Source organism: Pseudomonas sp. AN-B15, from assembly GCF_019056475.1.
GTDB classification, from domain to species: Bacteria; Pseudomonadota; Gammaproteobacteria; order Pseudomonadales; family Pseudomonadaceae; genus Aquipseudomonas; species Aquipseudomonas parakoreensis.
In genome coordinates, this window is the sequence record NZ_CP049737.1 from 5,640,223 (window position 1) to 5,661,948 (window position 21,726).

14 protein-coding genes are annotated in these 21,726 nt (G+C 61.2%); 12 read left to right on the top strand and 2 right to left on the bottom strand.

All coding sequences use genetic code 11. From position 1 onward, the window contains the following. Positions 1-174: 174 nt before the first annotated feature. Complete coding sequence (locus GTQ41_RS25575; RefSeq protein WP_047297080.1) at positions 175-1,551, bottom strand: L-serine ammonia-lyase; 1,377 nt, start codon at positions 1,549-1,551, stop codon at positions 175-177. Positions 1,552-1,987: 436 nt separating this feature from the next. Here GTQ41_RS25575 and GTQ41_RS25580 point away from each other — a divergent pair, with 436 nt between their 5' ends. From GTQ41_RS25580 to choV, 3 genes are all read left to right on the top strand, one after another. Continuing rightward, positions 1,988-2,935, top strand: a complete 948-nt coding sequence (locus GTQ41_RS25580) for a choline ABC transporter substrate-binding protein (protein ID WP_041063381.1) — start codon at positions 1,988-1,990, stop codon at positions 2,933-2,935. Positions 2,936-3,001: 66 nt separating this feature from the next. Beyond that, a complete protein-coding gene (choW, locus tag GTQ41_RS25585; protein ID WP_041063383.1) occupies positions 3,002-3,847 on the top strand; it encodes a choline ABC transporter permease subunit in 846 nt (281 codons plus the stop codon). Beyond that, complete coding sequence (gene choV, locus GTQ41_RS25590; RefSeq protein ID WP_041063385.1) at positions 3,844-5,022, top strand: choline ABC transporter ATP-binding protein; 1,179 nt, start codon at positions 3,844-3,846, stop codon at positions 5,020-5,022. The genes choW and choV overlap by 4 nt, the downstream gene beginning before the upstream one ends. Before the next feature lie 197 nt (positions 5,023-5,219). On the opposite strand, the gene GTQ41_RS25595 is transcribed toward choV, so the two are convergent. After that, the gene (locus tag GTQ41_RS25595) at positions 5,220-7,160 is read right to left on the bottom strand and encodes a BCCT family transporter (protein WP_230679398.1); all 1,941 of its coding nucleotides are present in this window, start codon (positions 7,158-7,160) and stop codon (positions 5,220-5,222) included. A 485-nt stretch (positions 7,161-7,645) separates the two neighbouring features. Here GTQ41_RS25595 and betI point away from each other — a divergent pair, with 485 nt between their 5' ends. The 9 genes from betI to yccS all read left to right on the top strand — a co-directional run bounded on the left by betI (position 7,646) and on the right by yccS (position 21,717). Then, positions 7,646-8,266 (top strand): transcriptional regulator BetI, encoded by a 621-nt coding sequence (gene betI / locus GTQ41_RS25600; RefSeq protein WP_041063389.1) that lies wholly within the window; start codon positions 7,646-7,648, stop codon positions 8,264-8,266. A 62-nt stretch (positions 8,267-8,328) separates the two neighbouring features. After that, positions 8,329-9,801: a betaine-aldehyde dehydrogenase gene (gene betB, locus GTQ41_RS25605; RefSeq protein WP_047297082.1), complete on the top strand. Its 1,473-nt coding sequence runs from the start codon at positions 8,329-8,331 to the stop codon at positions 9,799-9,801. 180 nt (positions 9,802-9,981) lie between these two features. Beyond that, the gene (betA, locus tag GTQ41_RS25610; RefSeq protein ID WP_047297083.1) at positions 9,982-11,685 is read left to right on the top strand and encodes a choline dehydrogenase; all 1,704 of its coding nucleotides are present in this window, start codon (positions 9,982-9,984) and stop codon (positions 11,683-11,685) included. A 283-nt stretch (positions 11,686-11,968) separates the two neighbouring features. Next, positions 11,969-13,411, top strand: coding sequence for a TldD/PmbA family protein (locus tag GTQ41_RS25615; RefSeq protein WP_047297084.1), 1,443 nt, complete (start codon positions 11,969-11,971; stop codon positions 13,409-13,411). Beyond that, on the top strand, positions 13,411-14,748 hold the full coding sequence (locus GTQ41_RS25620; RefSeq protein WP_047297085.1) for a TldD/PmbA family protein: 1,338 nt from the start codon (positions 13,411-13,413) through the stop codon (positions 14,746-14,748). Before GTQ41_RS25615 ends, GTQ41_RS25620 begins: the two co-directional genes overlap by 1 nt. Before the next feature lie 140 nt (positions 14,749-14,888). Continuing rightward, on the top strand, positions 14,889-16,328 hold the full coding sequence (gene mdtD, locus GTQ41_RS25625; protein ID WP_047297086.1) for a multidrug transporter subunit MdtD: 1,440 nt from the start codon (positions 14,889-14,891) through the stop codon (positions 16,326-16,328). Positions 16,329-16,660: 332 nt separating this feature from the next. Next, positions 16,661-17,998, top strand: a complete 1,338-nt coding sequence (gene dbpA, locus GTQ41_RS25630; protein ID WP_230679399.1) for an ATP-dependent RNA helicase DbpA — start codon at positions 16,661-16,663, stop codon at positions 17,996-17,998. A gap of 146 nt (positions 17,999-18,144) precedes the next feature. Beyond that, entirely contained in the window at positions 18,145-19,323 is a 1,179-nt protein-coding gene (locus tag GTQ41_RS25635) for an NAD(P)/FAD-dependent oxidoreductase (protein WP_047297088.1), read from the top strand. A 210-nt stretch (positions 19,324-19,533) separates the two neighbouring features. Beyond that, positions 19,534-21,717, top strand: a complete 2,184-nt coding sequence (gene yccS, locus GTQ41_RS25640) for a YccS family putative transporter (protein ID WP_047297089.1) — start codon at positions 19,534-19,536, stop codon at positions 21,715-21,717. The last annotated feature ends 9 nt before the right edge of the window (positions 21,718-21,726 follow it).

The following is a 21,726-nucleotide window of genomic DNA, read 5'->3' on the forward strand; positions in this document are numbered from 1 at the left end:
CGCGCTAAAAGGTGGCGCCTGCGGTTATGTGTGTTCCGTTAGCGAGCAGTTTTGACTGGTCTGGCCTCATCGCTGGCAAGCCAGCTCCCACAGATTCTGTGGTGATACAGAAATCGTGATCACACTGAAAATACCTGTGGGAGCTGGCTTGCCAGCGATGGGAGCGATACGGTCTCAGCACTCAACCGCGCTAACGGCCAAACCACCGCGCGAAGTCTCTTTATATTTGTCATGCATATCCGCGCCGGTATCGCGCATGGTGCGGATCACCCGGTCCAGCGAGATGAAGTGCTGACCATCGCCGCGCAAGGCCATCTGCGCCGCGTTGATCGCTTTCACCGCCGCAATCGCATTGCGTTCGATGCACGGCACCTGCACCAGTCCACCGACCGGATCGCAGGTCAGGCCGAGGTTATGTTCCAGACCGATTTCCGCCGCGTTGCACAGTTGCTCCGGCGTCGCGCCCAAAATCTCTGCCAGACCCGCTGCCGCCATCGCGCAGGCCGAACCCACTTCACCCTGGCAGCCGACTTCGGCACCGGAGATCGAGGCGTTCTTCTTGCACAGAATCCCCACCGCCGCCGCACCCAGAAAGTAGTCGACGACGTTGGCGTCGGTGACCGCTTCGCTGAACTTCATAAAGTAGTGCAACACCGCCGGAATGATGCCCGCCGCGCCATTGGTCGGCGCCGTGACCATACGCCCGCCCGCCGCGTTTTCTTCGTTGACCGCCAGGGCGAACAAGTTGACCCATTCCATCGCGCTCAACGTCGAACCGATCACGTTGGGCTTGTTCAATTCCTGCAGGTTGCGATGCAACTTCGCCGCACGCCGACGCACATTCAAACCGCCGGGGAGGATGCCTTCGTGCTTGAGGCCTTGCTCGACGCAATCCTGCATCGCCCGCCACAGTTTCATCAGCCCGGCGCGGATTTCTTCTTCGCTGCGCCAGACCTTTTCGTTGGCCATCATCAATTCGGCGACGCGCAGATTGTTCTTTTGGCACAGCTGCAGCAGTTCCACCGCGCTGGAAAAGTCATAGGGCAATTCAGTGCGATCCAGATCGACCACGCCGCTGGATGCCTGCGCCTGATCCACCACGAATCCGCCGCCGACCGAATAGTAGGTGTCACGATGAATCTCGCCGTGATCGCCTTCGGCAATCAGGGTCATGGCGTTGGGGTGGAACGGCAGGTTCTCGTCGATCAGGCGCATGTCGCGCGCCCAGACAAACGGCACCGACAAGCGGCCGTCCAGAAGAAGCGTGTGGGTTTCACGCAGGGCCTGGATTCGCGGGCCGATCTGCGCCGGGTCGATTGCGTCCGGCCACTCGCCCATCAGGCCCATGATCACCGCGTTGTCGCTGCCGTGACCAATGCCGGTGGCCGACAGCGAACCGAACAGTTGCACTTCTATACGCCGCACCTGTTCGAGCAGGTGCCGGTCGCGCAGCGATTCGACAAACAGGGCCGCGGCGCGCATCGGGCCGACGGTGTGGGAACTGGACGGGCCGATGCCGATTTTGAACAGGTCGAAAACGCTGATAGCCATTGCTGCAGAGCTCCTGAGGATGCCGTTCCCGGGCGTTAAGCGCCCGCTGGCGGAGCTGCTACGCTCAAGCTGCGATCCGCCGGAATGCCCGCATCATCAGGCTTTTGTCAGGTCGCCCGGCGTCTGACACCGACGCACTCATGCCCACCAACGCCGTGCCGGTTTGCTCCCGTGTTTTCGCCGTTTTTATGCGGTTCAGATGGCCAAACGGGGTAGAAAAAAGCTGTAAACGACGTCACTGACACTGGATGCGACCATCCCTGTACTGGATACGACCCACCCTGTAGGCGTCAGATTTTCACTGGTACATGATCGTTATGACTCGATTGCAAGGCGCCGTGGTAGAGCTGTCTCCAGAACGCCATCCAACCGCAACCTATAAGTGCGGTGGTCCACAGTCGGAACACTGCCAAAAAAAACACCAAGGAGTCCATCCATGAAAGGTTCCCCGTCGTTGTTGTTGGCCGCCATGCTGAGTCTGCCGTTACTGGCTCACGCTGCAGAACCCGCTCAGTGCAGTACCGTGAACTTCTCCGATGTCGGCTGGACCGACATCACCGCCACCACCGCCACCACTTCGGTGGTACTCGACGCCCTCGGCTACAAGACCAAGACCACCATGATCTCCGTGCCCGTGACCTACAAGTCGCTGGCCGACGGCAAGAACATGGACGTGTTCCTCGGTAACTGGATGCCGACCATGGAAAACGACATCAAGGCCTACCGTGATGCCGGCACCGTCGAAGTGGTGCGCACCAACCTCAAGGGTGCCAAGTACACCCTCGCCGTACCGCAAGCCCTGTACGACAAGGGTCTGCATGACTTCGCCGATATCGCCAAATTCAAGAAAGAGCTCGACGGCAAGATCTACGGCATCGAGCCCGGCAATGACGGTAACCGCCTGATCCAGAGCATGATCGACAAGAACGCGTTCGGCCTGAAGGACGCCGGTTTCAAAGTCGTCGAATCCTCCGAGGCGGGCATGCTCTCGCAGGTTGACCGCGCACAGAAACGCGACACCGCCGTGGTCTTCCTCGGCTGGGCGCCGCACCCGATGAACAAGCGCTTCAAGATTCAATACCTGACCGGCGGCGATGACTTCTTCGGCCCCGATTTCGGTGCTGCGACCGTGGCGACCAACACCCGCAAGGGTTACACCACTGAATGCAGCAACGTCGGTCAGTTGCTGAAGAACCTGGAGTTCACCGTCGACATGGAAAGTACCCTGATGGGCAACATCCTCGACGACAAGATGAAGCCTGAAGCGGCCGCCAAGGCCTGGCTGAAAAAGAACCCACAGGTGCTCGATACCTGGCTCGCTGGCGTGACCACCATTGACGGTAAACCTGGCCTGGAAGCCGTGAAAGCCAAGCTCGCACAGTAATTGCCTTACGCCGGGCGAGTTCGCTCGCCCGGGCTGTTTATTCCTTGCATGCGGACGTTCACTACCATGCTGATTGATCAGAAAATCCCTTTAGGCCAGTACATCGCGGGCTTCGTTGAATGGTTGACGCAACACGGCGCCAGCACCTTCGACGCAATCGCCGTGACTCTGGAAACGATGATCCACGGCGTGACGTTTGCGCTGACCTGGTTCAACCCGCTGGTGCTGATCGGCCTCATCGCCCTGCTGGCCCACTTCATCCAGCGCAAATGGGGACTGACGGTATTCGTCATCGCCTCGTTCCTGCTGATCCTCAATCTGGGTTACTGGCAGGAAACCATGGAAACCCTCGCCCAGGTCATGTTCGCGACCCTGGTCTGCGTGGTCATCGGCGTGCCGCTGGGCATCGTCGCCGCGCACAAGCCGATGTTCTACACTTTAATGCGTCCGGTACTCGATCTGATGCAGACCGTACCGACCTTCGTTTACCTCATTCCTACCCTGACCCTCTTCGGGCTGGGTGTGGTGCCGGGCCTGATCTCCACGGTGGTGTTCGCCATCGCTGCGCCGATCCGCCTGACCTACCTGGGCATCCGCGATGTCCCGCAAGAACTGATGGACGCCGGCAAGGCCTTCGGCTGCTCGCGTCGCCAATTGCTTTCACGGATCGAACTGCCTCACGCCATGCCGAGCATCGCGGCCGGCATCACCCAGTGCATCATGCTGTCGCTGTCGATGGTGGTGATCGCGGCACTGGTGGGCGCCGATGGACTCGGCAAACCGGTGGTCAACGCACTGAACACTGCTGATATCGCCCTGGGCTTCGAAGCGGGCCTGGCGATCGTACTGCTGGCGATCATGCTCGACCGTATCTGCAAACAACCCGACGCCAAAGCAGGGGGTGACGCATGAGCATAATTCGCTTTGATAACGTTGACGTGATCTTCACCAAGGATCCGCGCGAAGCACTGAAACTGCTTGATCAAGGTTTGACCCGCAGTGAGATCCTGAAAAAGACCGGGCAGATCGTCGGCGTGGAAAAGGCCAGCCTGGACATCAACAAAGGCGAGATCTGCGTGCTGATGGGCCTGTCCGGTTCCGGCAAGTCGAGCCTGCTGCGCTGCATCAATGGCCTCAACACCGTCAGTCGCGGCAAGCTGTTCGTTGAGCACGAAGGCAAGCAGATCGACATCGCTTCCTGCACCCCGGCCGAGCTGAAAATGATGCGCACCAAACGCATCGCCATGGTGTTCCAGAAGTTCGCCCTGATGCCGTGGCTGACAGTGCGCGAGAACATCAGTTTCGGTCTGGAAATGCAGGGCCGGCCGGAAAAGGAACGGCGCAAGCTGGTGGACGACAAGCTCGAACTGGTGGGCCTGACCCAATGGCGCAACAAGAAACCCGATGAACTCTCCGGCGGCATGCAGCAGCGGGTCGGCCTGGCCCGGGCGCTGGCGATGGACGCCGACATTCTGTTGATGGACGAACCGTTCTCGGCACTCGACCCGCTGATCCGCCAGGGCCTGCAGGACGAACTGCTGGAACTGCAACGCAAGCTGAGCAAGACCATCGTGTTTGTCAGTCACGACCTCGACGAGGCGCTCAAACTGGGGAGCCGCATCGCGATCATGAAGGACGGCCGGATCATCCAGTACAGCGTGCCGGAAGAGATCGTGCTGAACCCGGCGGACGACTATGTGCGCACCTTCGTGGCCCACACCAATCCGCTCAACGTGCTCTGCGGTCGCAGCCTGATGCGCACACTGGACAACTGCAAACGCATCAACGGTTCGGTGTGCCTCGACCCGGGCGGCGACTCGTGGCTGGACCTGGCCGAAGGCAACACCATCAAAGGCGCGCGGCAGAACGGTTCGGTGCTGAACCTACAGAACTGGGCGCCGGGCCAGGCCGTGGAAGGCCTGGAGCGCAAACCGACGCTGGTGGACTCGAACATCGGCATGCGTGACGCGCTGCAGATTCGCTACCAGACCGGCAACAAACTGGTGCTGCACGACAACAACCATGTGGTGGGGATTCTGGGCGACAGTGAGCTGTATCACGCGTTGCTGGGCAAGAACCTGGGGTAAGAACCCCGCACACAAAAACGCCGCGAGAGGATCGCGGCGTTTTTGTTGGTACAGAAATTGACTTGATACATGGACAACTTTGGCGAGGGAGCTTGCTCCCGCTTGAGTGCGCAGCACTCACAAATTCTTGGGGTCGCTTCGCAACCCAGCGGGAGCAAGCTCCCTCGCCACAAACAGCTTCGCCATTAACTTAAGGTTTAGCTATACACCCGGCCAAGGAGCTGCCGATGGCTTTCAAACTGATCGAGCACATCGCGTGTGATCTGATCCTGCGTGAAGCCCATCAGGTCGTAGTCCTGGCTGCCGTTGTGCAGGTACACCTCGGCACGGTAATAACGCTGGCGCGCCTCATCGGACTGGGCCGATTCGGTCGGGGTCGCCAGGTAACCGTCCAGGCTCACCTCGTAGACGAAAGGGTTGCCCTCTTCCATCTCGACGCGCACGCCCATGCAGCGTTTGGACTTGCCCAGCAGCGTCTGCACTTGCAGACCCTGTGCACGCATTTGCGCGGCCGCATCGTCCAGCGCAGGGCTGACCTGCTTGTCCATGAAGCGCTGCACCACCGATTGGCTCGGCTGCAGATCCAGTTGGGTCAGGCGCTCGCTGAAACCGCGACGACCGCGCTCAGCCAATTGCGCCTGCTCCTGTTCGATCTGCACGTCCTGACGCATCGCCTTGTGCAGGCCGAACATGAAGAACACCAGCACCACCGAGAACGGCAGCCCGGCCAGCACCACCATGGTTTGCATGGCTTCGAAGTTACCGGCGAACAGCAGACCGATAGTCACCAGCGTGATCACCACCGACCAGAAGATCCGCAGCCAGTGCGGCGCATCTTCATCGACGTTGCCGCCCTTGCAGGACAGATTCGCCATCATCACCGCGCCGGAGTCGGCCGGGGTCAGGAACAGCACGAAGCCAACAAAGATCGACACACCGATGACGACTTTCGACGCCGGGTAGTGTTCCAGCAACTGGTAGATCGCCATCGACGGCTGTTCCAGCGCCGTCTTGCCGAGTTCCACCGCGCCCTGGTTCATCACCAGATCCAGTGCCGAGTTGCCGAAGATCGACAGCCACGCCAGGGTGAAGCCCAGCGGAATCAGCAGCACGCCAGCCACCAGCTCACGCACGGTACGACCACGGGAAATACGCGCGATGAACATGCCGACGAATGGCGCCCAGGAAATCCACCAGGCCCAGTAGAACAGGGTCCACAGGCCCAGCCAGCGGTCGGACTTGGCGCTGTCGCCTTCATAGACGTACAGGTCGAAGGTCTTCAGCACCACGCCGTTGAGGTAATCGCCGATGTTCTGCACAAAGCCGTTGAGCAGGTGCAGGGTCGGGCCGAACAACAGGACGAAAATCAGCAGACCGCTGAACAGCACGATGTTCAGGTTGGACAGGCGACGGATGCCGTTTTCCACACCGGACACGGCAGCGATGGTCGCCACGGTGCTCATCACGATGATCACGATCAGCAGGTTGGTGTTGCTGTGCTCCATGCCGAACAGGTTTTCCAGGCCGGAGGACACTTGCAGCGAGCCGATCCCCAGGTTGGTCACCAGACCCAGCAAGGTCACGAACATGCCGAAACCGTCCACCGCATGACCGGCGGCGCCCTTGACCCAACGCTCGCCCACCAGCGGATACAGCGCCGAACGCAGGGCCAGCGGCTGGTTATGACGGTAAGCGAAGTACGCCACGGCCAGACCGACCAGTGCGTAGATCGCCCAGCCGTGCAGGCCCCAGTGCAGGAACGTCAGTTGCACCGCCTGACGCGCAGCCAGGTTGCTGGCCGCTGCGCCTTCCGGCGGATTGAAGTAATGGTCCAGCGGCTCGGACGCGCCGAAGTACAGCAGCGAAATACCGATACCCGACGAGAACAGCATCCCCGCCCAGGCGCCGTAACTGAAATCCGGGGTATCGTCCTTGCTGCCCAGTTTGAGTTTGCCGTAGGAGGAAAACGCCAGGCCCACCACAAACACCAGATAGGCGGCGATCACCACCATGTAGTACCAGCCGAAGCTGCGCGACAACCAGGCCTGAGCCATACCCAACATTCTGCCGGCCTCTTGCGGGGCGATGATCAGAATGGCGGTCAACAACAGAATCAACGCGGTCGAGGTGTAAAACACCCAACCGTTGACCGTCACCTTCTCGGGCGGGGTCTTTATTAGCGAGGCAGAACTCATGGCACAAATGCTCCAGGCAGTGCGAGAGAAGAACACAAGGCAACACGGAACCCGACCAATCGGTTAGTTGGCAGCCGACCGGCGGGTGATATAAAGACACCCCGAAAAAAGCCCGAACCTGCCGAAATGGCGTTGCGAATCGCTTTCGTAGCCAAAGCTGTGCGGACGTTCATCCGAAACCTGGCCCCGAGCGTCTTGCCCATTCAACACGTCCATCGAATAGCGAACCGCGCCATGCCCCACGCAGGTTTCAAGAATTTCCGGAGGTCGTTTTATCGCCATTTACAAGCAGAAAAAATCTGTAGGCAGCGACGATTTGTCGCAGATCTTATTCTTTGTTGATTGAACGTTCAATCAAAACAAAATAGACTGGCCCTCAATCCGATCGGCGTTTATCGCCCGTCGGAAGGCCTAAGGAGATGTGCAAGATGCCCAAGGTCGGTATGCAACCCATCCGCCGCCAACAACTGATCGAAGCCACGTTGCAGGCGGTCGATCAGGTCGGTATGGGGGACGCCAGCATTGCGCTGATCGCCCGTTTGGCCGGTGTCTCGAATGGCATCATCAGTCACTATTTTCAGGACAAGAACGGCCTGATTGCCGCCACGATGCGGTATCTGATGAATGTCCTCAGCGAGAACGTCACCGCGCGCCGGCAGGCGCTGGCAGACAGCAGCCCACGGGCGCATCTGCAGGTGATCATCGAAGGCAACTTCGACGCCAGCCAGGTCAATGGCCCGGCAATGAAAACCTGGCTGGCCTTCTGGGCCACCAGCATGCACCAGCCGTCTTTGCACAGGTTGCAGCGGATCAACGATCACCGTCTGTATTCCAACCTGTGCTGCGAGTTCCGCCGTGTGTTGCCGCTCGAAGATGCGCGCAGCGCAGCGCGTGGACTGGCAGCGTTGATCGACGGTTTGTGGTTGCGCGGCGCGCTGTCGGGAGACGCTTTCGACACCGCGCAGGCGCAACAGATCGCTTACGAATACATGGATTTCCAATTGGCCAAGCAGGTGAGCCAGAGCACACAGAAAACGCTCGGTACCTGAACCGCCACCGCAGTTTCAGCGCGGTGGTCGACGCCAACCACTAATGCACTTGCGAGGACACTATGGCCCGTTTCGAACTGCAAAAACTCTACATCGATGGCGCGTACTCCGACGCTGGCAGCGATGCCACTTTCGAAGCCATCAACCCGGCGAACGGTGAAGTCCTCGCCAAAGTGCAACGTGCGACCAAGGAAGACGTCGAGCGTGCCGTGGTCAGCGCTGAAAAGGGCCAGAAAATCTGGGCCGCGATGACCGCCATGGAGCGTTCGCGCATCCTGCGTCGCGCCGTCGACATCCTGCGCGAGCGCAACGATGAACTGGCTGCTCTGGAAACCCTGGACACCGGCAAAGCCTTCTCCGAAACCAAGTACGTCGACATCGTCACTGGTGCTGACGTGCTGGAATACTACGCAGGCCTGGTGCCGGCGATCGAAGGCGAGCAGATCCCGCTGCGCGACACGTCCTTTGTCTACACCCGTCGCGAACCGCTGGGCGTGGTCGCCGGTATCGGCGCGTGGAACTACCCGATCCAGATCGCGCTGTGGAAATCCGCACCGGCCCTGGCCGCTGGTAACGCGATGATCTTCAAGCCAAGCGAAGTCACCTCGCTGACGACCTTGAAACTGGCCGAGATCTACACCGAAGCCGGCCTGCCAAACGGCGTGTTCAACGTCCTGACCGGCAGCGGCCGTGAAGTCGGCACCTGGCTGACCGAGCACCCGCGCATCGAGAAAGTTTCCTTCACCGGCGGCACCGACACCGGCAAGAAAGTCATGGCCAGCGCTTCGGCTTCGTCGCTCAAAGACGTGACCATGGAACTGGGCGGCAAGTCGCCGCTGATCATCTGCGACGACGCCGACCTGGATCGCGCCGCCGACACCGCGATGATGGCCAACTTCTACAGCTCCGGTCAGGTCTGCACCAACGGTACTCGCGTGTTCGTACCGAGCCACCTGAAAGCCGCTTTCGAAGCCAAGATCGTCGAGCGCGTAGCGCGCATCCGCATCGGCAACCCGGAAGACGAAAACACCAACTTCGGCCCGCTGGTCAGCTTCGCCCACATGGAAAGCGTGCTGGGTTACATCGCCAAGGGTAAAGAAGAAGGTGCCCGCGTGCTGTGCGGCGGCGAGCGTCTGACCGACGGCGAATTTGCCAAAGGCGCCTTCGTTGCACCGACCGTGTTCACCGATTGCACCGACGAGATGACCATCGTCCGTGAAGAAATCTTTGGCCCGGTGATGGCGATCCTCTCCTACGAGACCGAAGAAGAAGTGATCCGCCGCGCCAACGACACCGACTTCGGCCTGGCCGCCGGTATCGTCACCAAAGACCTGAACCGCGCGCACCGCGTGATTCATCAACTGGAAGCCGGTATCTGCTGGATCAACGCCTGGGGCGAGTCCGACGCCAAAATGCCGGTGGGCGGTTACAAGCAGTCGGGCGTAGGCCGTGAAAACGGCATCAGCTCGCTGACCAACTACACACGCATCAAATCGGTACAGGTCGAGCTGGGCGATTACGTCTCGGTGTTCTAAGCCCCGAGTCTTGTATTGCCTGCGAGGGCCTCTTCGCGGGCAAGCCCGCTCCCACAGGTTTGGAGTCGTCCCTCAAATCTGTGGCAGCTCCCAATCCTTGTGGGAGCTGGCTTGCCAGCGATTCGAGTGCGCAGCACTCGCTGAGGTCCTGCCTGACCACATCTAAAGAGGGTGCATTCAATGTCCCAAGAGTTCGATTACATCATCATCGGTGCCGGCTCGGCCGGTAACACCCTGGCGACCCGTCTGACTGAAGACGAAGGCGTCACCGTGCTGCTGCTCGAAGCAGGCGGCCCGGACTATCGTTTCGACTTCCGCACGCAAATGCCGGCCGCGCTGGCATTCCCGCTGCAGGGTCGTCGCTATAACTGGGCGTACGAAACCGATCCGGAGCCACACATGGACGGTCGCCGGATGGAATGCGGTCGCGGCAAGGGCCTCGGCGGTTCCTCGCTGATCAACGGCATGTGCTACATCCGTGGCAACGCGATGGACTACGACGGCTGGGCGAAACTGCCAGGCCTGGAAGACTGGACCTACCTCGACTGCCTGCCGTACTTCCGTAAAGCGGAAACCCGTGACATCGGCCCGAACGATTACCACGGTGGCGACGGCCCGGTCAGCGTGACCACGCCGAAAGCCGGCAACAACCCGCTGTTCCACGCCATGGTTGAAGCCGGCGTGCAAGCCGGTTACCCGCGCACCGAAGACTTGAACGGCTACCAGCAGGAAGGCTTCGGCCCGATGGACCGCACCGTGACGCCGAACGGCCGTCGTGCTTCCACTGCCCGAGGCTACCTCGACGTCGCCAAAAAACGCTCGACCCTGACCATCGTTACCCACGCCCTGACCGACAAGATTTTGTTCGAAGGCAAGCGTGCGGTCGGTGTGCGTTACCTGGTCGGTTCGGCGGAAGAGCGCGTTGAAGCCAAGGCACGCAAAGAAGTTCTGCTGTGCTCCGGCGCCATCGCTTCGCCGCAGATTCTGCAGCGCTCTGGTGTCGGCCCGGCAAAACTGCTGGAAAGCCTCGACATCCCGGTCGTCCATGACCTGCCGGGCGTCGGTGAAAACCTGCAGGATCACCTTGAGCTGTACCTGCAATACGCTTGCACTCAACCGGTCTCGCTGTACCCGTCGCTGCTCTGGTACAACCAGCCAGCCATCGGTGCCGAGTGGCTGTTCAACGGCACCGGCATCGGCGCCAGCAACCAGTTCGAAGCCGGCGGTTTCATCCGTACGCGCGAAGAGTTCGAATGGCCGAACATCCAGTACCACTTCCTGCCGGTGGCGATTAACTACAACGGCAGCAACGGTGTGAAAGAGCACGGCTTCCAGGCGCACATGGGCTCCATGCGTTCGCCAAGCCGTGGCCGCATCCAGGTCAAATCCAAGGACCCGCGTCAGCACCCGAGCATCCTGTTCAACTACATGGCCACCGAGCAGGACTGGCAGGAATTCCGTGACGGCATCCGCCTGACCCGCGAAATCATGCAACAGCCGGCGCTGGACGCCTTCCGTGGCCGCGAAATCAGCCCGGGCATCGACGTGCAAACCGATGAGCAGCTGGACAAGTTCATCCGCGAGCACGCCGAAACCGCGTTCCACCCGTCCTGCTCGTGCAAGATGGGCACCGACGAGATGGCCGTAGTGGATGGCGAAGGCCGCGTGCACGGCATGCAGAGCCTGCGTGTGGTCGATGCTTCGATCATGCCGATCATCACCACCGGCAACCTGAACGCGCCTACGATCATGATGGCCGAGAAAATCGCCGACAAGATCCGTGGCCGCAAACCGCTGCCGCGCAGCACTGCTGCCTACTATGTTGCTGGCGGTGCGCCGGTGAAGGGCAAGCCGATGCGTGATATCACGCCTGTTGCCCAGTAAGACTTGATACCGCGTCACGGCTAATCGCTGGCAAGCCAGCTCCCACAGGGTTTTGCGTCGTTCACAGATATTGTGGTCACCGAGAAACCTGTGGGAGTCTGGCTTGCCAGCGACGAGGCCCTGCAAATCAGCATCCATCTCCCTGCTGCACAGTAAATCCTCCTACACCCCCTCTTCACTTGATCCTACCCCCACGCAGGCCTACTCTAGACCTCGCGCAATCGTTTCACCCCTCCCCGCCGAATCGCTACGCCCCGCAACTCCATGACAAGGAGGTTTCCGAATGTTCGATTTTCACCCCCAGCTCAAGCAGCGCTTCGCTGCCTTGCGCACGGGCGCCGAGTTTTTTTCCCTGCGGTATGTGCGCGAGTCCGGCCAATACCTGTCGGTGCGCAAGAACGTCGCCGAACCGCCCAGCCTGAGCCGTGACGAGGGTGCGATGCTCACAGTCCGGGTCAACGGCGTCGAGGCTTATGCAGCGACCAACGACCTGTCGCAGCAAGGCCTGCAAGCCGCCCTGGAGCGCGCCGAACAGCAGGCCCGGCGACTGAAGCCCCACGCCTTGCTCGACCTGCGCGATCAGCCGGTATCGAGTGACCGCGCTGATTACTTTTCGCCCAATCTCGATCAACCCTTCCCGTCGCTGAGTGAATGCTTCGAACTGCTCGGCGCGGAATCCGCCTCGGTGCCAAAGGATGAGCGCCTGGTGCATTGGCAAGCGAGTATCGGCATCACCCACGTCGAACAGATTTACCTGAGCAGCGCCGGCGCCGAATTGCGCCAGGCCCAGCGCTTCGTTTATCCAAGTTTCGATGTCACCGCCTACGACGGCAACGACAGCCAGACCCGCTCCCTGGGCCGCGAGAACTTCGGTCAGCAGGGTGGCGCCGACGTGATCAGCCGTTGCGGTCTGGTCGGCGCCGGCCCGCAAGTGGCCGATCAGGCCCTGCAATTGCTGCTCGCGCCAAATACCCCGCAAGGCCCGCGCGATCTGTTGCTGATGCCCGACCAGATGATGCTGCAGATCCACGAGTCCATCGGTCACCCGCTGGAGCTTGACCGGATCCTCGGTGACGAGCGCAATTACGCCGGCACCAGCTTCGTCAAAACCAGCGACTTCGGCAGCCTGCAATACGGTTCGAAGCTGCTCAACGTGACCTTCGATCCGGACATTCCCGAAGAGCTGGCCAGCTACGGCCACGATGACGACGGCAGCAAGGCCAGCAAACAATTCCTGATTCGCCAAGGCTTGCTGTTACGGCCATTGGGCGGCGCACTGTCACAGTTCCGCGCCGGCCTCGACGGCGTTGCCAACAGCCGCGCCTGCGGCTGGAACCGGCCACCGATCGACCGCATGGCCAACCTCAACATCGAGCCGGGCGATCAGTCGCTGACGCAACTGATCAGCGGCATCGAGCACGGCATTCTGATGAGCACCAACCGTTCGTGGTCGATTGACGATGCGCGCAACAAATTCCAGTTCGGATGCGAGTGGGGGCAGTTGATCGAGAACGGTGAACTCAAGGGTGTGGTGAAAAATCCGAATTACCGAGGTATTTCCGCGCAGTTCTGGAAGAGTCTGCGCGCGGTCGGCGATGCCGGCACCCGAATGGTGCTGGGCACGCCAAACTGCGGCAAGGGCGAGCCGAACCAGGTGATCCGCGTCGGCCACGCTTCGCCGGCCTGCGTATTCAGCAACGTTGATGTGTTTGGGGGAGACGCCTGATGAGCATTTCGAAGAGTCAGTCCGACGCCTTCAAGATCATGGTCAATTGGCTGCGCGACAGTGTGCGCGAGCCGGAACAATTCACCCTCAGCTATGCCGCGGAATCCTCGGCGTTCGTGCGTTTCAATCACGCCAAGGTGCGTCAGGCCGGTCAGGTGCAGCAAGCCGACGTCGGGTTAAAGCTGATCAACGACGGCCGTCATGCCGACCTGCACATCACCCTGTCCGGTGATCAGGAAGCCGATCTGCAGCGCCTCGCCGAAGGCCTGCAACAACTGCGCGAAACCCTGCCGCTGCTGCCGCAGGATCCGTACCTGCTGCTCAACCACAACGGCTGGCAGAGCAACAACGTACAGCAACATCCGCTGCCGGACACCGAGCTAGTGGTCGAGGAAATCTGCACCGCGGCTGAAGGTCTGGATCTGGTCGGCTTCTATGCTGCCGGCCCGATCAGCCGTGGTTTCGCCAGCTCCTCGGGAGCATTTGGCTGGCATCAGGCCAACAGCTTCAACTTCGACTTCAGCCTGTTTCACGACAACGGCGAAGCGGTCAAGGCCAGCTACGCCGGGCACGAATGGAGCAGCGAAGGCTTCGCCCGGCGCTTCCAGCAGGCGCGCGAGCAACTGGCGTTTCTCGGTCGACCGTTGCGCACCCTCGCACCGGGGCAATATCGGGCGTATCTGGCGCCAGCCGCGCTGGAAGAAATCATGGGCATGCTCAGTTGGGGCGGGTTCTCCGCACAGTCGATCGCCAGCAAGAGCAGTCCGCTGCAGAAGCTGTATGTCGGTGATCAGGCGTTCAGCTCGCTGGTGTCGCTGGATGAAAAAGTCAGCGGCTCGTTGAGCCCGGCGTTCTCCGGCGAAGGCTATCCGCGCAGCGATCTGCGGCTGGTCATCGAAGGCAAGGCCGGCGATCAACTGGTCGGCTCGCGCAGTGCTGCCGAATACGGCCTGACCGCCAACGGCGCCAGCGGCGGTGAAATGCCGAGTGCACTGAACATGGCGGCCGGTGATCTGTCACAGGCAGAAATTCTCAAGCAGTTGGGCACCGGGCTGTACATCAGCAACCTGTGGTACCTGAACTACTCGGATCAACCGGCGGCGCGCCTGACCGGCATGACTCGCTTCGCAACCTTCTGGGTCGAGAACGGCGAGATTCAGGCGCCGGTCAGCACCATGCGTTTCGACGACAGCGCCTACAGCCTGCTGGGTTCGCAGCTGGAAGCACTGACCGCCGAGCGTGAGTTGCTGCTGTCGGCGAGCACGTACAGCCAGCGCAATACCTCGTCGGCGTTGTTGCCGGGGGCGCTGGTGAGCCGACTCACGCTAACCCTGTAACACCGCAAAAACCTGTGGGAGCTGGCTTGCCAGCGATGAGGACATCAGATTCAACATAACTTTGTCTGAAAATCCGCCATCGCTGGCAAGCCAGCTCCCGCAGGGTAATGTTCCGCCTGACCCACACTCTAAGAGGTTCCATGCCCACACGCCCGCCTCTCGACGCCATCACCGCCCGCTGGTTGCCGTGGGTCGTCGCCATTGCGTTCTTCATGCAGTCCCTCGACGGGACCATCCTCAACACCGCCCTGCCGGCCATGGCCCGGGATCTGGCCGAAGACCCGTTGCGCATGCAAGGCGTGGTCATCGCCTACATGCTCACCGTGGCCTTGCTGATTCCGGCCTCGGGCTGGATCGCCGACCGCTTCGGCACCAAGAAAATCTTCTTCGGCGCGATCCTGCTGTTCAGCATTGGCTCGCTGCTCTGTGCGTTATCGAGCAGCCTGAGCATGCTGGTTGGCGCACGGGTAATCCAGGGCCTGGGCGGCGCATTGATGTTGCCGGTCGGACGGCTGGTGGTGCTGCGTGCCTATCCGCGTTCGGAACTGGTGCGGATCATGGGTTTCATCACCATTCCCGGCCTGCTCGGCCCGTTGATCGGTCCGACCATGGGCGGCTGGATGGTGCAATACCTGACGTGGCACTGGATCTTCCTGATCAACCTGCCGGTCGGCGCCATCGGCTGCTATGCGGTGTGGAAGTTCATTCCCGACCTGCGCGGCAGCGAACGCACGCGCTTCGACAGCCTCGGTTTCCTGCTGTTCGGCGCCGCAATGATCCTGATCACCATCGCCATGGAAGGTCTGGGCGAACTGCACTTGCCGCACCTGCGGGTGATGTTGCTGCTGTTCGGCGGTCTGGCCTGCCTGGCGGCGTACTGGCTGCGCGCCGGGCGTGTGGAAAATCCGCTGTTCGCCCCATCGTTGTTCAAGACCCGAACCTTTGCCGTCGGCATTATCGGCAACCTGTTCGCCCGCCTGGGCAGCGGCGCCCTGCCGTTTCTGGTGCCGTTGCTGCTGCAAGTGGCGCTGGGTTATTCGCCGTCGCAAGCGGGGATGAGCATGCTGCCGCTGGCCGCTGCGGCGATGTTTGCCAAGTGGATGGCGCGACCACTGATCGAACGCCTCGGCTATCGCATCGTGCTCACCGGCAACACCCTCGCGTTGGGGATCATGCTGGCGAGCATGGGTCTGGTCAGCGAGCAGACGCCGTACTGGCTGCTGCTGTGCCTGCTGGCGGTTCTCGGCGCGATCAACTCGCTGCAATTCACCGCGATGAACACCGTGACGCTGATCGACCTCGACGACGCCAGCGCCAGCAGCGGCAACAGCTTGCTGTCGGTGGTGGCGCAGTTGTCGCTGAGCCTGGGCGTGGCCTGTGCCGGCGCCTTGCTGGGCGGCTTCACGGCGGAAATCGGCAACGACGGCGTCGAGACCGTGCTGGGGGCGTTCCAGCTGACGTTTGTGACCGTCGGAGTGATGGCAATGCTGGCGGCGACGATCTTCTCGCAACTGTCGAAAGAGGACGGTCGCCGGGTCAAACGCCCGGATGAACATCCGGATGAGCACATCGAACACTGAACTTGACTTGAGCCGTGAAGACCCTGTGGTGAGGGGATTTATCCCCGATGGGGTGCGAAGCGCCCCCTAGAAAGGTTGAATGCGATCAGCCTGATGTACTGAGGTGACAGATTCCGGGGCTGCTTCGCAGCCCATCGGGGATAAATCCCCTCACCACAGATGAATCCACTCACCACAGTTTAACCACCTCGCCTTGGGTTTCAGGCACTGTTCGTCCAGAACTCTCGAGGAAAGTGGCACGGGGCTGCTACACTGCGCGACATTTTGTTTTGCAGGCCAGTCCCGTGACCACCATCGCCACCGCTTTTAATACTCTGCCGCTGTCCGCCGCCATGCTGGCTAACCTCGAATCCCTCGGTTATGCCCAGATGACGCCGATCCAGGCGCAGAGCTTGCCGGTGATCCTCAAGGGGATGGACCTGATCGCCCAGGCCAAGACCGGCAGCGGCAAGACCGCCGCGTTCGGCATCGGCCTGCTCAACCCGATCAACCCGCGTTACTTCGGTTGCCAAGCGCTGGTGATCTGCCCGACCCGTGAGCTGGCCGACCAGGTCGCCAAGGAAGTCCGTCGTCTGGCCCGTGCCGAAGACAACATCAAAGTCCTGACCCTGTGCGGCGGCGTGTCGTTTGGCCCGCAGATCGCTTCGCTGGAGCATGGCGCACACATCATCGTCGGCACCCCGGGACGTATCCAGCAGCATCTGCGCAAGGGTTCGCTGGTCCTCGACGGCCTGAACACGCTGATCCTCGACGAAGCCGACCGCATGCTCGACATGGGTTTCTACGACGCGATCGAAGACATCATCGAGCAGACCCCGTCGCGTCGTCAGACCCTGTTGTTCTCCGCCACGTACCCGGTGGGCATCAAGCAACTGGCGTCGAAATTCATGCGTGATCCGCAAACGGTGAAAGCCGAAGCGTTCCACGACGACACGCAGATCGAGCAGCGCTTCTACGAGATTTCCCCGGAAGAGCGCATGAGCGCAGTGACCAAAGTCCTGCACCACTTCCGCCCGGCCTCCTGCGTGGCGTTCTGCTTTACCAAGCAGCAAGTGCAGGAGACCGTTGACCACCTGACCGCCAAAGGCATTTCCGCCGTTGGCCTGCACGGCGACCTGGAACAGCGTGATCGCGATCAGGTGCTGGCAATGTTCGCCAACCGCAGCACGTCGGTCCTGGTCGCCACCGACGTGGCCGCCCGTGGTCTGGACATCGATGCGCTGGACATGGTGATCAACGTCGAGCTGGCCCGCGACTCGGAAATCCACATTCACCGCGTTGGCCGTACCGGTCGCGCTGGCGAAAAAGGCATCGCGGTCAGCCTCGTCGCACCGTCCGAAGCGCATCGTGCGCAAGCCATCGAACAGTTGCAGAAAGCCCCGTTGAACTGGGATCAGGTCGATAACCTCAAGTCCCAGGGCGGCGCCCCGCTGCAGCCACCGATGAGCACGCTGTGCATCGCCGGCGGGCGCAAGGACAAGGTACGTCCGGGCGACATCCTCGGCGCACTGACCGGTGACGCCGGCATCCCGGGTGCCCAGGTCGGCAAGATCGCGATCTTTGACTTCCAGTCATATGTGGCGGTTGAACGCACCGTGGTCATGCAGGCGCTGCAGCGCTTGAACAACGGCAAGATCAAGGGCCGTTCGCTGCGCGTACGGGTCTTGTAAGAACAACGCCTGCCCTGTAGGAGCTGCCGCAGGCTGCGATCTTTTGACTTTGTTTTTAAAGAGCAAGATCAAAAGATCGCAGCCTCGTTTCACTCGACAGCTCCTACAACAGTTGGTTTTGTGGTGATATTTCAGAGGACACCGTTTTGCGCTCTACCGAAGTCGTGATCATTGGCGCTGGCGCCGCAGGGTTGATGTGTGCACTGACCGCCGCCGGGCGTGGGCGTCAGGTGCTGCTGCTCGACCATGCGAACAAGGCCGGCAAGAAAATCCTGATGTCCGGTGGTGGCCGCTGCAATTTCACCAACATGTACACCGAACCGAACAATTTCCTCTCGGGTAACCCGCATTTCTGCAAATCGGCACTGGCGCGCTACACCCAGTGGGATTTCATCGGCATGGTCGCCAAGCATGGCGTGCCCTACCACGAGAAAAAACTCGGCCAGCTGTTCTGCGATAACAAATCCAGCGACATCCTCGGCATGCTGCTCGACGAGTGCGATCAGGCCGGCGTCGAGTTGCACCTGGACACCTCGATCCAGACCATCGAGAAGGTCGAAAGCGGTTACCTGCTCGACACCACCCTCGGCCAGGTTCAGTGCCAATCGCTGGTGATCGCCACCGGCGGGCTGTCGATCCCGACACTGGGCGCCACCGGCTTCGGTTATCAGGTCGCCAGGCAGTTTGGCCATGAACTGCTGCCGACCCGTGCCGGCCTGGTGCCGTTCACTATCACCGATCAGCTCAAGGAACTGTGCACCGAGTTGTCCGGTACGTCGGTGGATTGCCTGGTCAGCTGCAACGAGCAGAGCTTTCGCGAGAACATCCTGTTCACTCACCGCGGCCTCAGCGGCCCGGCGATTCTGCAGATCTCGTCGTTCTGGGAGCCGGGCGACACCGTGGAGATCAACCTGCTGCCGGATCACGACACCGCCGCATGGCTGCAACAGCAAGTGGCCGAACGCCCGAACAGCGAACTGAAAACCCTGCTCGGGGAAATCTTCACCAAGAAGATGGCCAACCTGTTGGCGGACAACTGGTTCGTCTCCAAACCGATGAAGCAGTACACCCACGCCGAACTGGCGCAGATCGCCGACAAACTCGGCAGCTGGAAAGTTGTCCCGGCCGGCACAGAAGGCTACCGCACCGCCGAGGTCACGCTGGGTGGCGTCGATACCCGCGAAGTGTCGTCCAAGACCATGGAATCGCTGAAAAGCCCGGGGCTGTATTTCGTTGGCGAGGTTCTCGACGTCACCGGGCATCTGGGCGGTTTCAACTTCCAGTGGGCATGGGCCTCGGGGTACGCGGCTGCGCAGTACGTCTGACTGAAACAACACTCCCCTGTAGGAGCTGCCGAAGGCTGCGATCTTTTGATCTTAAAAACAGGATCAAAAGATCGCAGCCTTCGGCAGCTCCTACAGGGGGGAGCGGGCAATCAAGGAACACTTTTTGCTGTCAGATGTGATCGGCGCCATTGCGTCGGCGTCATTACTGGCTCAATTTAGCGGCATCGCCTCGGAAGGCCTTCGCACTTCATGTCCTCGACCTCGTTTCGTCAGTCTTTGCGGCGCCTGTGGGCGCTGGATAAATTCAGCTACAGCGTGCGGGTGTTCATCGCCCTGACCGGCAGCATGGCGCTGTGCTGGTATCAGGATGAAATGGGTCTGCTGATCCCGTTGTTCCTCGGGATTATCGCCAGCGCCCTGGCCGAGACCGACGACAGCTGGCAGGGCCGCCTCAACGCGCTGGCGGTCACCCTGGTGTGTTTCAGTATCGCCGCGCTGTCAGTGGAACTGCTCTTCCCCTACCCCATCGTCTTTGCCATCGCCCTGGCCCTGGCCAGCTTCGCCCTGACCATGCTCGGTGCGCTCGGCGAGCGTTATGGCGCGATTGCTTCGGCAACGTTGATTCTGTCGGTCTACACAATGATCGGCGTGGATCAGCGCGGCGGCGCGGTCACCGATTTCTGGCACGAGCCGATGCTGCTGGTGGCGGGCGCGGCGTGGTACGGCTTGCTCTCGGTGCTGTGGCAGGCGCTGTTTTCCAACCAGCCGGTGCAGCAGAGTCTGGCGCGGCTGTTCCGTGAACTGGGCTTCTATCTGAAGCTGAAAGCCTCGCTGTTCGAGCCGATCCGCCAACTGGACGTCGAAGGGCGGCGGCTGGAACTGGCGCAGCAGAACGGTCGCGTAGTGGCCGCGCTGAACAGCGCCAAGGAAATCATCCTGCACCGGGTCGGCAACGGTCGCCCGGGTTCGAAAGTCAGCCGTTATCTGAAGCTGTATTTCCTCGCCCAAGACATTCACGAACGCGCCAGTTCTTCGCACTATCCGTACAACGCGCTGGCCGAGGCGTTCTTCCACAGCGACGTGCTGTTCCGCTGCCAGCGTCTGCTGCGCCAGCAGGGCAAAGCCTGTCGTGCGCTGGCCGAGTCGATCCAGATGCGCCAGCCGTTTGTCTACGACGCCAGTTTTGCCGAAGCGCTGACAGACCTCGATGCCTCCCTTGAACACCTGCGCATCCAGAGCAATCCGGCATGGCGCGGCCTGCTACGCTCGCTGCGTGCTCTGGCCGCCAACCTCGGCACCCTCGACCGCTTGCTCAGCGACGCGAGCAACCCCGACGCGCTGGCGGATGCCACCGACAGTAGCCTGCTCGACCGCTCACCACGCAACCTCAAGGACGTGTGGATTCGTCTGCGCACGCAGCTGACACCGACCTCCTTGCTGTTCCGCCACGCCCTGCGTCTGCCGCTGGCATTGAGTATCGGCTACGGCATGGTGCACCTGATTCACCCGTCGCAGGGCTATTGGATCATTCTCACCACACTGTTCGTCTGCCAGCCGAACTACGGCGCAACGCGGCGCAAACTCGGACAGCGGATTCTCGGTACCGCCATCGGTCTGACCGTGGCCTGGGCGCTGTTCGATCTGTTCCCCAGCCCGCTGGTGCAGTCGTGCTTCGCCATTGCCGCCGGGGTGGTGTTCTTTACCAACCGCACCACGCGCTACACCGTGGCGACGGCGGCGATCACGATCATGGTGCTGTTCTGCTTTAACCAGATCGGCGATGGCTACGGGCTGTTCCTGCCGCGCCTGTTCGATACCCTGCTTGGCAGCCTGATCGCCGGCCTGACGGTGTTCCTGTTCCTGCCGGACTGGCAGGGTCGACGCCTGAACAAAGTGCTGGCCAACACCCTGACGTGCAACAGCATCTACCTGCGCCAGATCATGCAGCAATACGCCGCCGGCAAGAGCGATGACCTCGCCTATCGCCTGGCCCGACGCAACGCGCACAATGCCGACGCGGCACTGTCGACCACGCTGGCGAACATGCTGATGGAGCCGGGGCATTTCCGAAAGGAAGCGGATGTCGGTTTCCGCTTCCTGGTGCTGTCGCACACGCTGCTCAGCTACCTCTCCGGATTGGGCGCGCATCGCGAAACGCAGCTACCGGCGGAAGTCCGCGAACACCTGATCGACGGTGCTGGAGTGAAACTGGCCGCGAGCATCGATGAAATCGCCCAGGGCCTGGCCAACAAGCAGCCAGTGGCGATCCAGAGCGACGACGAGGAAGCGCTGGCCAATGAGCTGGAGCAGATGCCGGACGAGATCGACGAAGGGCAGCGGCTGGTGCAGACGCAACTGGCGTTGATCTGCCGGCAGCTGGGGCCGTTGCGCACGTTGGCGGCGCATTTGATCAAAGACACCAGTGAGGCTTAAGGTGACCGG

Bases quoted from the DNA above. Each gene is read 5' to 3' on its own strand.
- mdtD (WP_047297086.1), top strand. From the start codon at position 14,889: ATGCCCACACGCCCGCCTCTCGACGCCATCACCGCCCGCTGGTTGCCG.
- yccS (WP_047297089.1), top strand. From the start codon at position 19,534: ATGTCCTCGACCTCGTTTCGTCAGTCTTTGCGGCGCCTGTGGGCGCTG.
- GTQ41_RS25620 (WP_047297085.1), top strand. From the start codon at position 13,411: ATGAGCATTTCGAAGAGTCAGTCCGACGCCTTCAAGATCATGGTCAAT.
- betI (WP_041063389.1), top strand. From the start codon at position 7,646: ATGCCCAAGGTCGGTATGCAACCCATCCGCCGCCAACAACTGATCGAA.
- betA (WP_047297083.1), top strand. From the start codon at position 9,982: ATGTCCCAAGAGTTCGATTACATCATCATCGGTGCCGGCTCGGCCGGT.
- dbpA (WP_230679399.1), top strand. From the start codon at position 16,661: ATGCTGGCTAACCTCGAATCCCTCGGTTATGCCCAGATGACGCCGATC.
- betB (WP_047297082.1), top strand. From the start codon at position 8,329: ATGGCCCGTTTCGAACTGCAAAAACTCTACATCGATGGCGCGTACTCC.
- GTQ41_RS25575 (WP_047297080.1), bottom strand. From the start codon at position 1,551: ATGGCTATCAGCGTTTTCGACCTGTTCAAAATCGGCATCGGCCCGTCC.
- choV (WP_041063385.1), top strand. From the start codon at position 3,844: ATGAGCATAATTCGCTTTGATAACGTTGACGTGATCTTCACCAAGGAT.
- GTQ41_RS25615 (WP_047297084.1), top strand. From the start codon at position 11,969: ATGTTCGATTTTCACCCCCAGCTCAAGCAGCGCTTCGCTGCCTTGCGC.
- GTQ41_RS25580 (WP_041063381.1), top strand. From the start codon at position 1,988: ATGAAAGGTTCCCCGTCGTTGTTGTTGGCCGCCATGCTGAGTCTGCCG.
- choW (WP_041063383.1), top strand. From the start codon at position 3,002: ATGCTGATTGATCAGAAAATCCCTTTAGGCCAGTACATCGCGGGCTTC.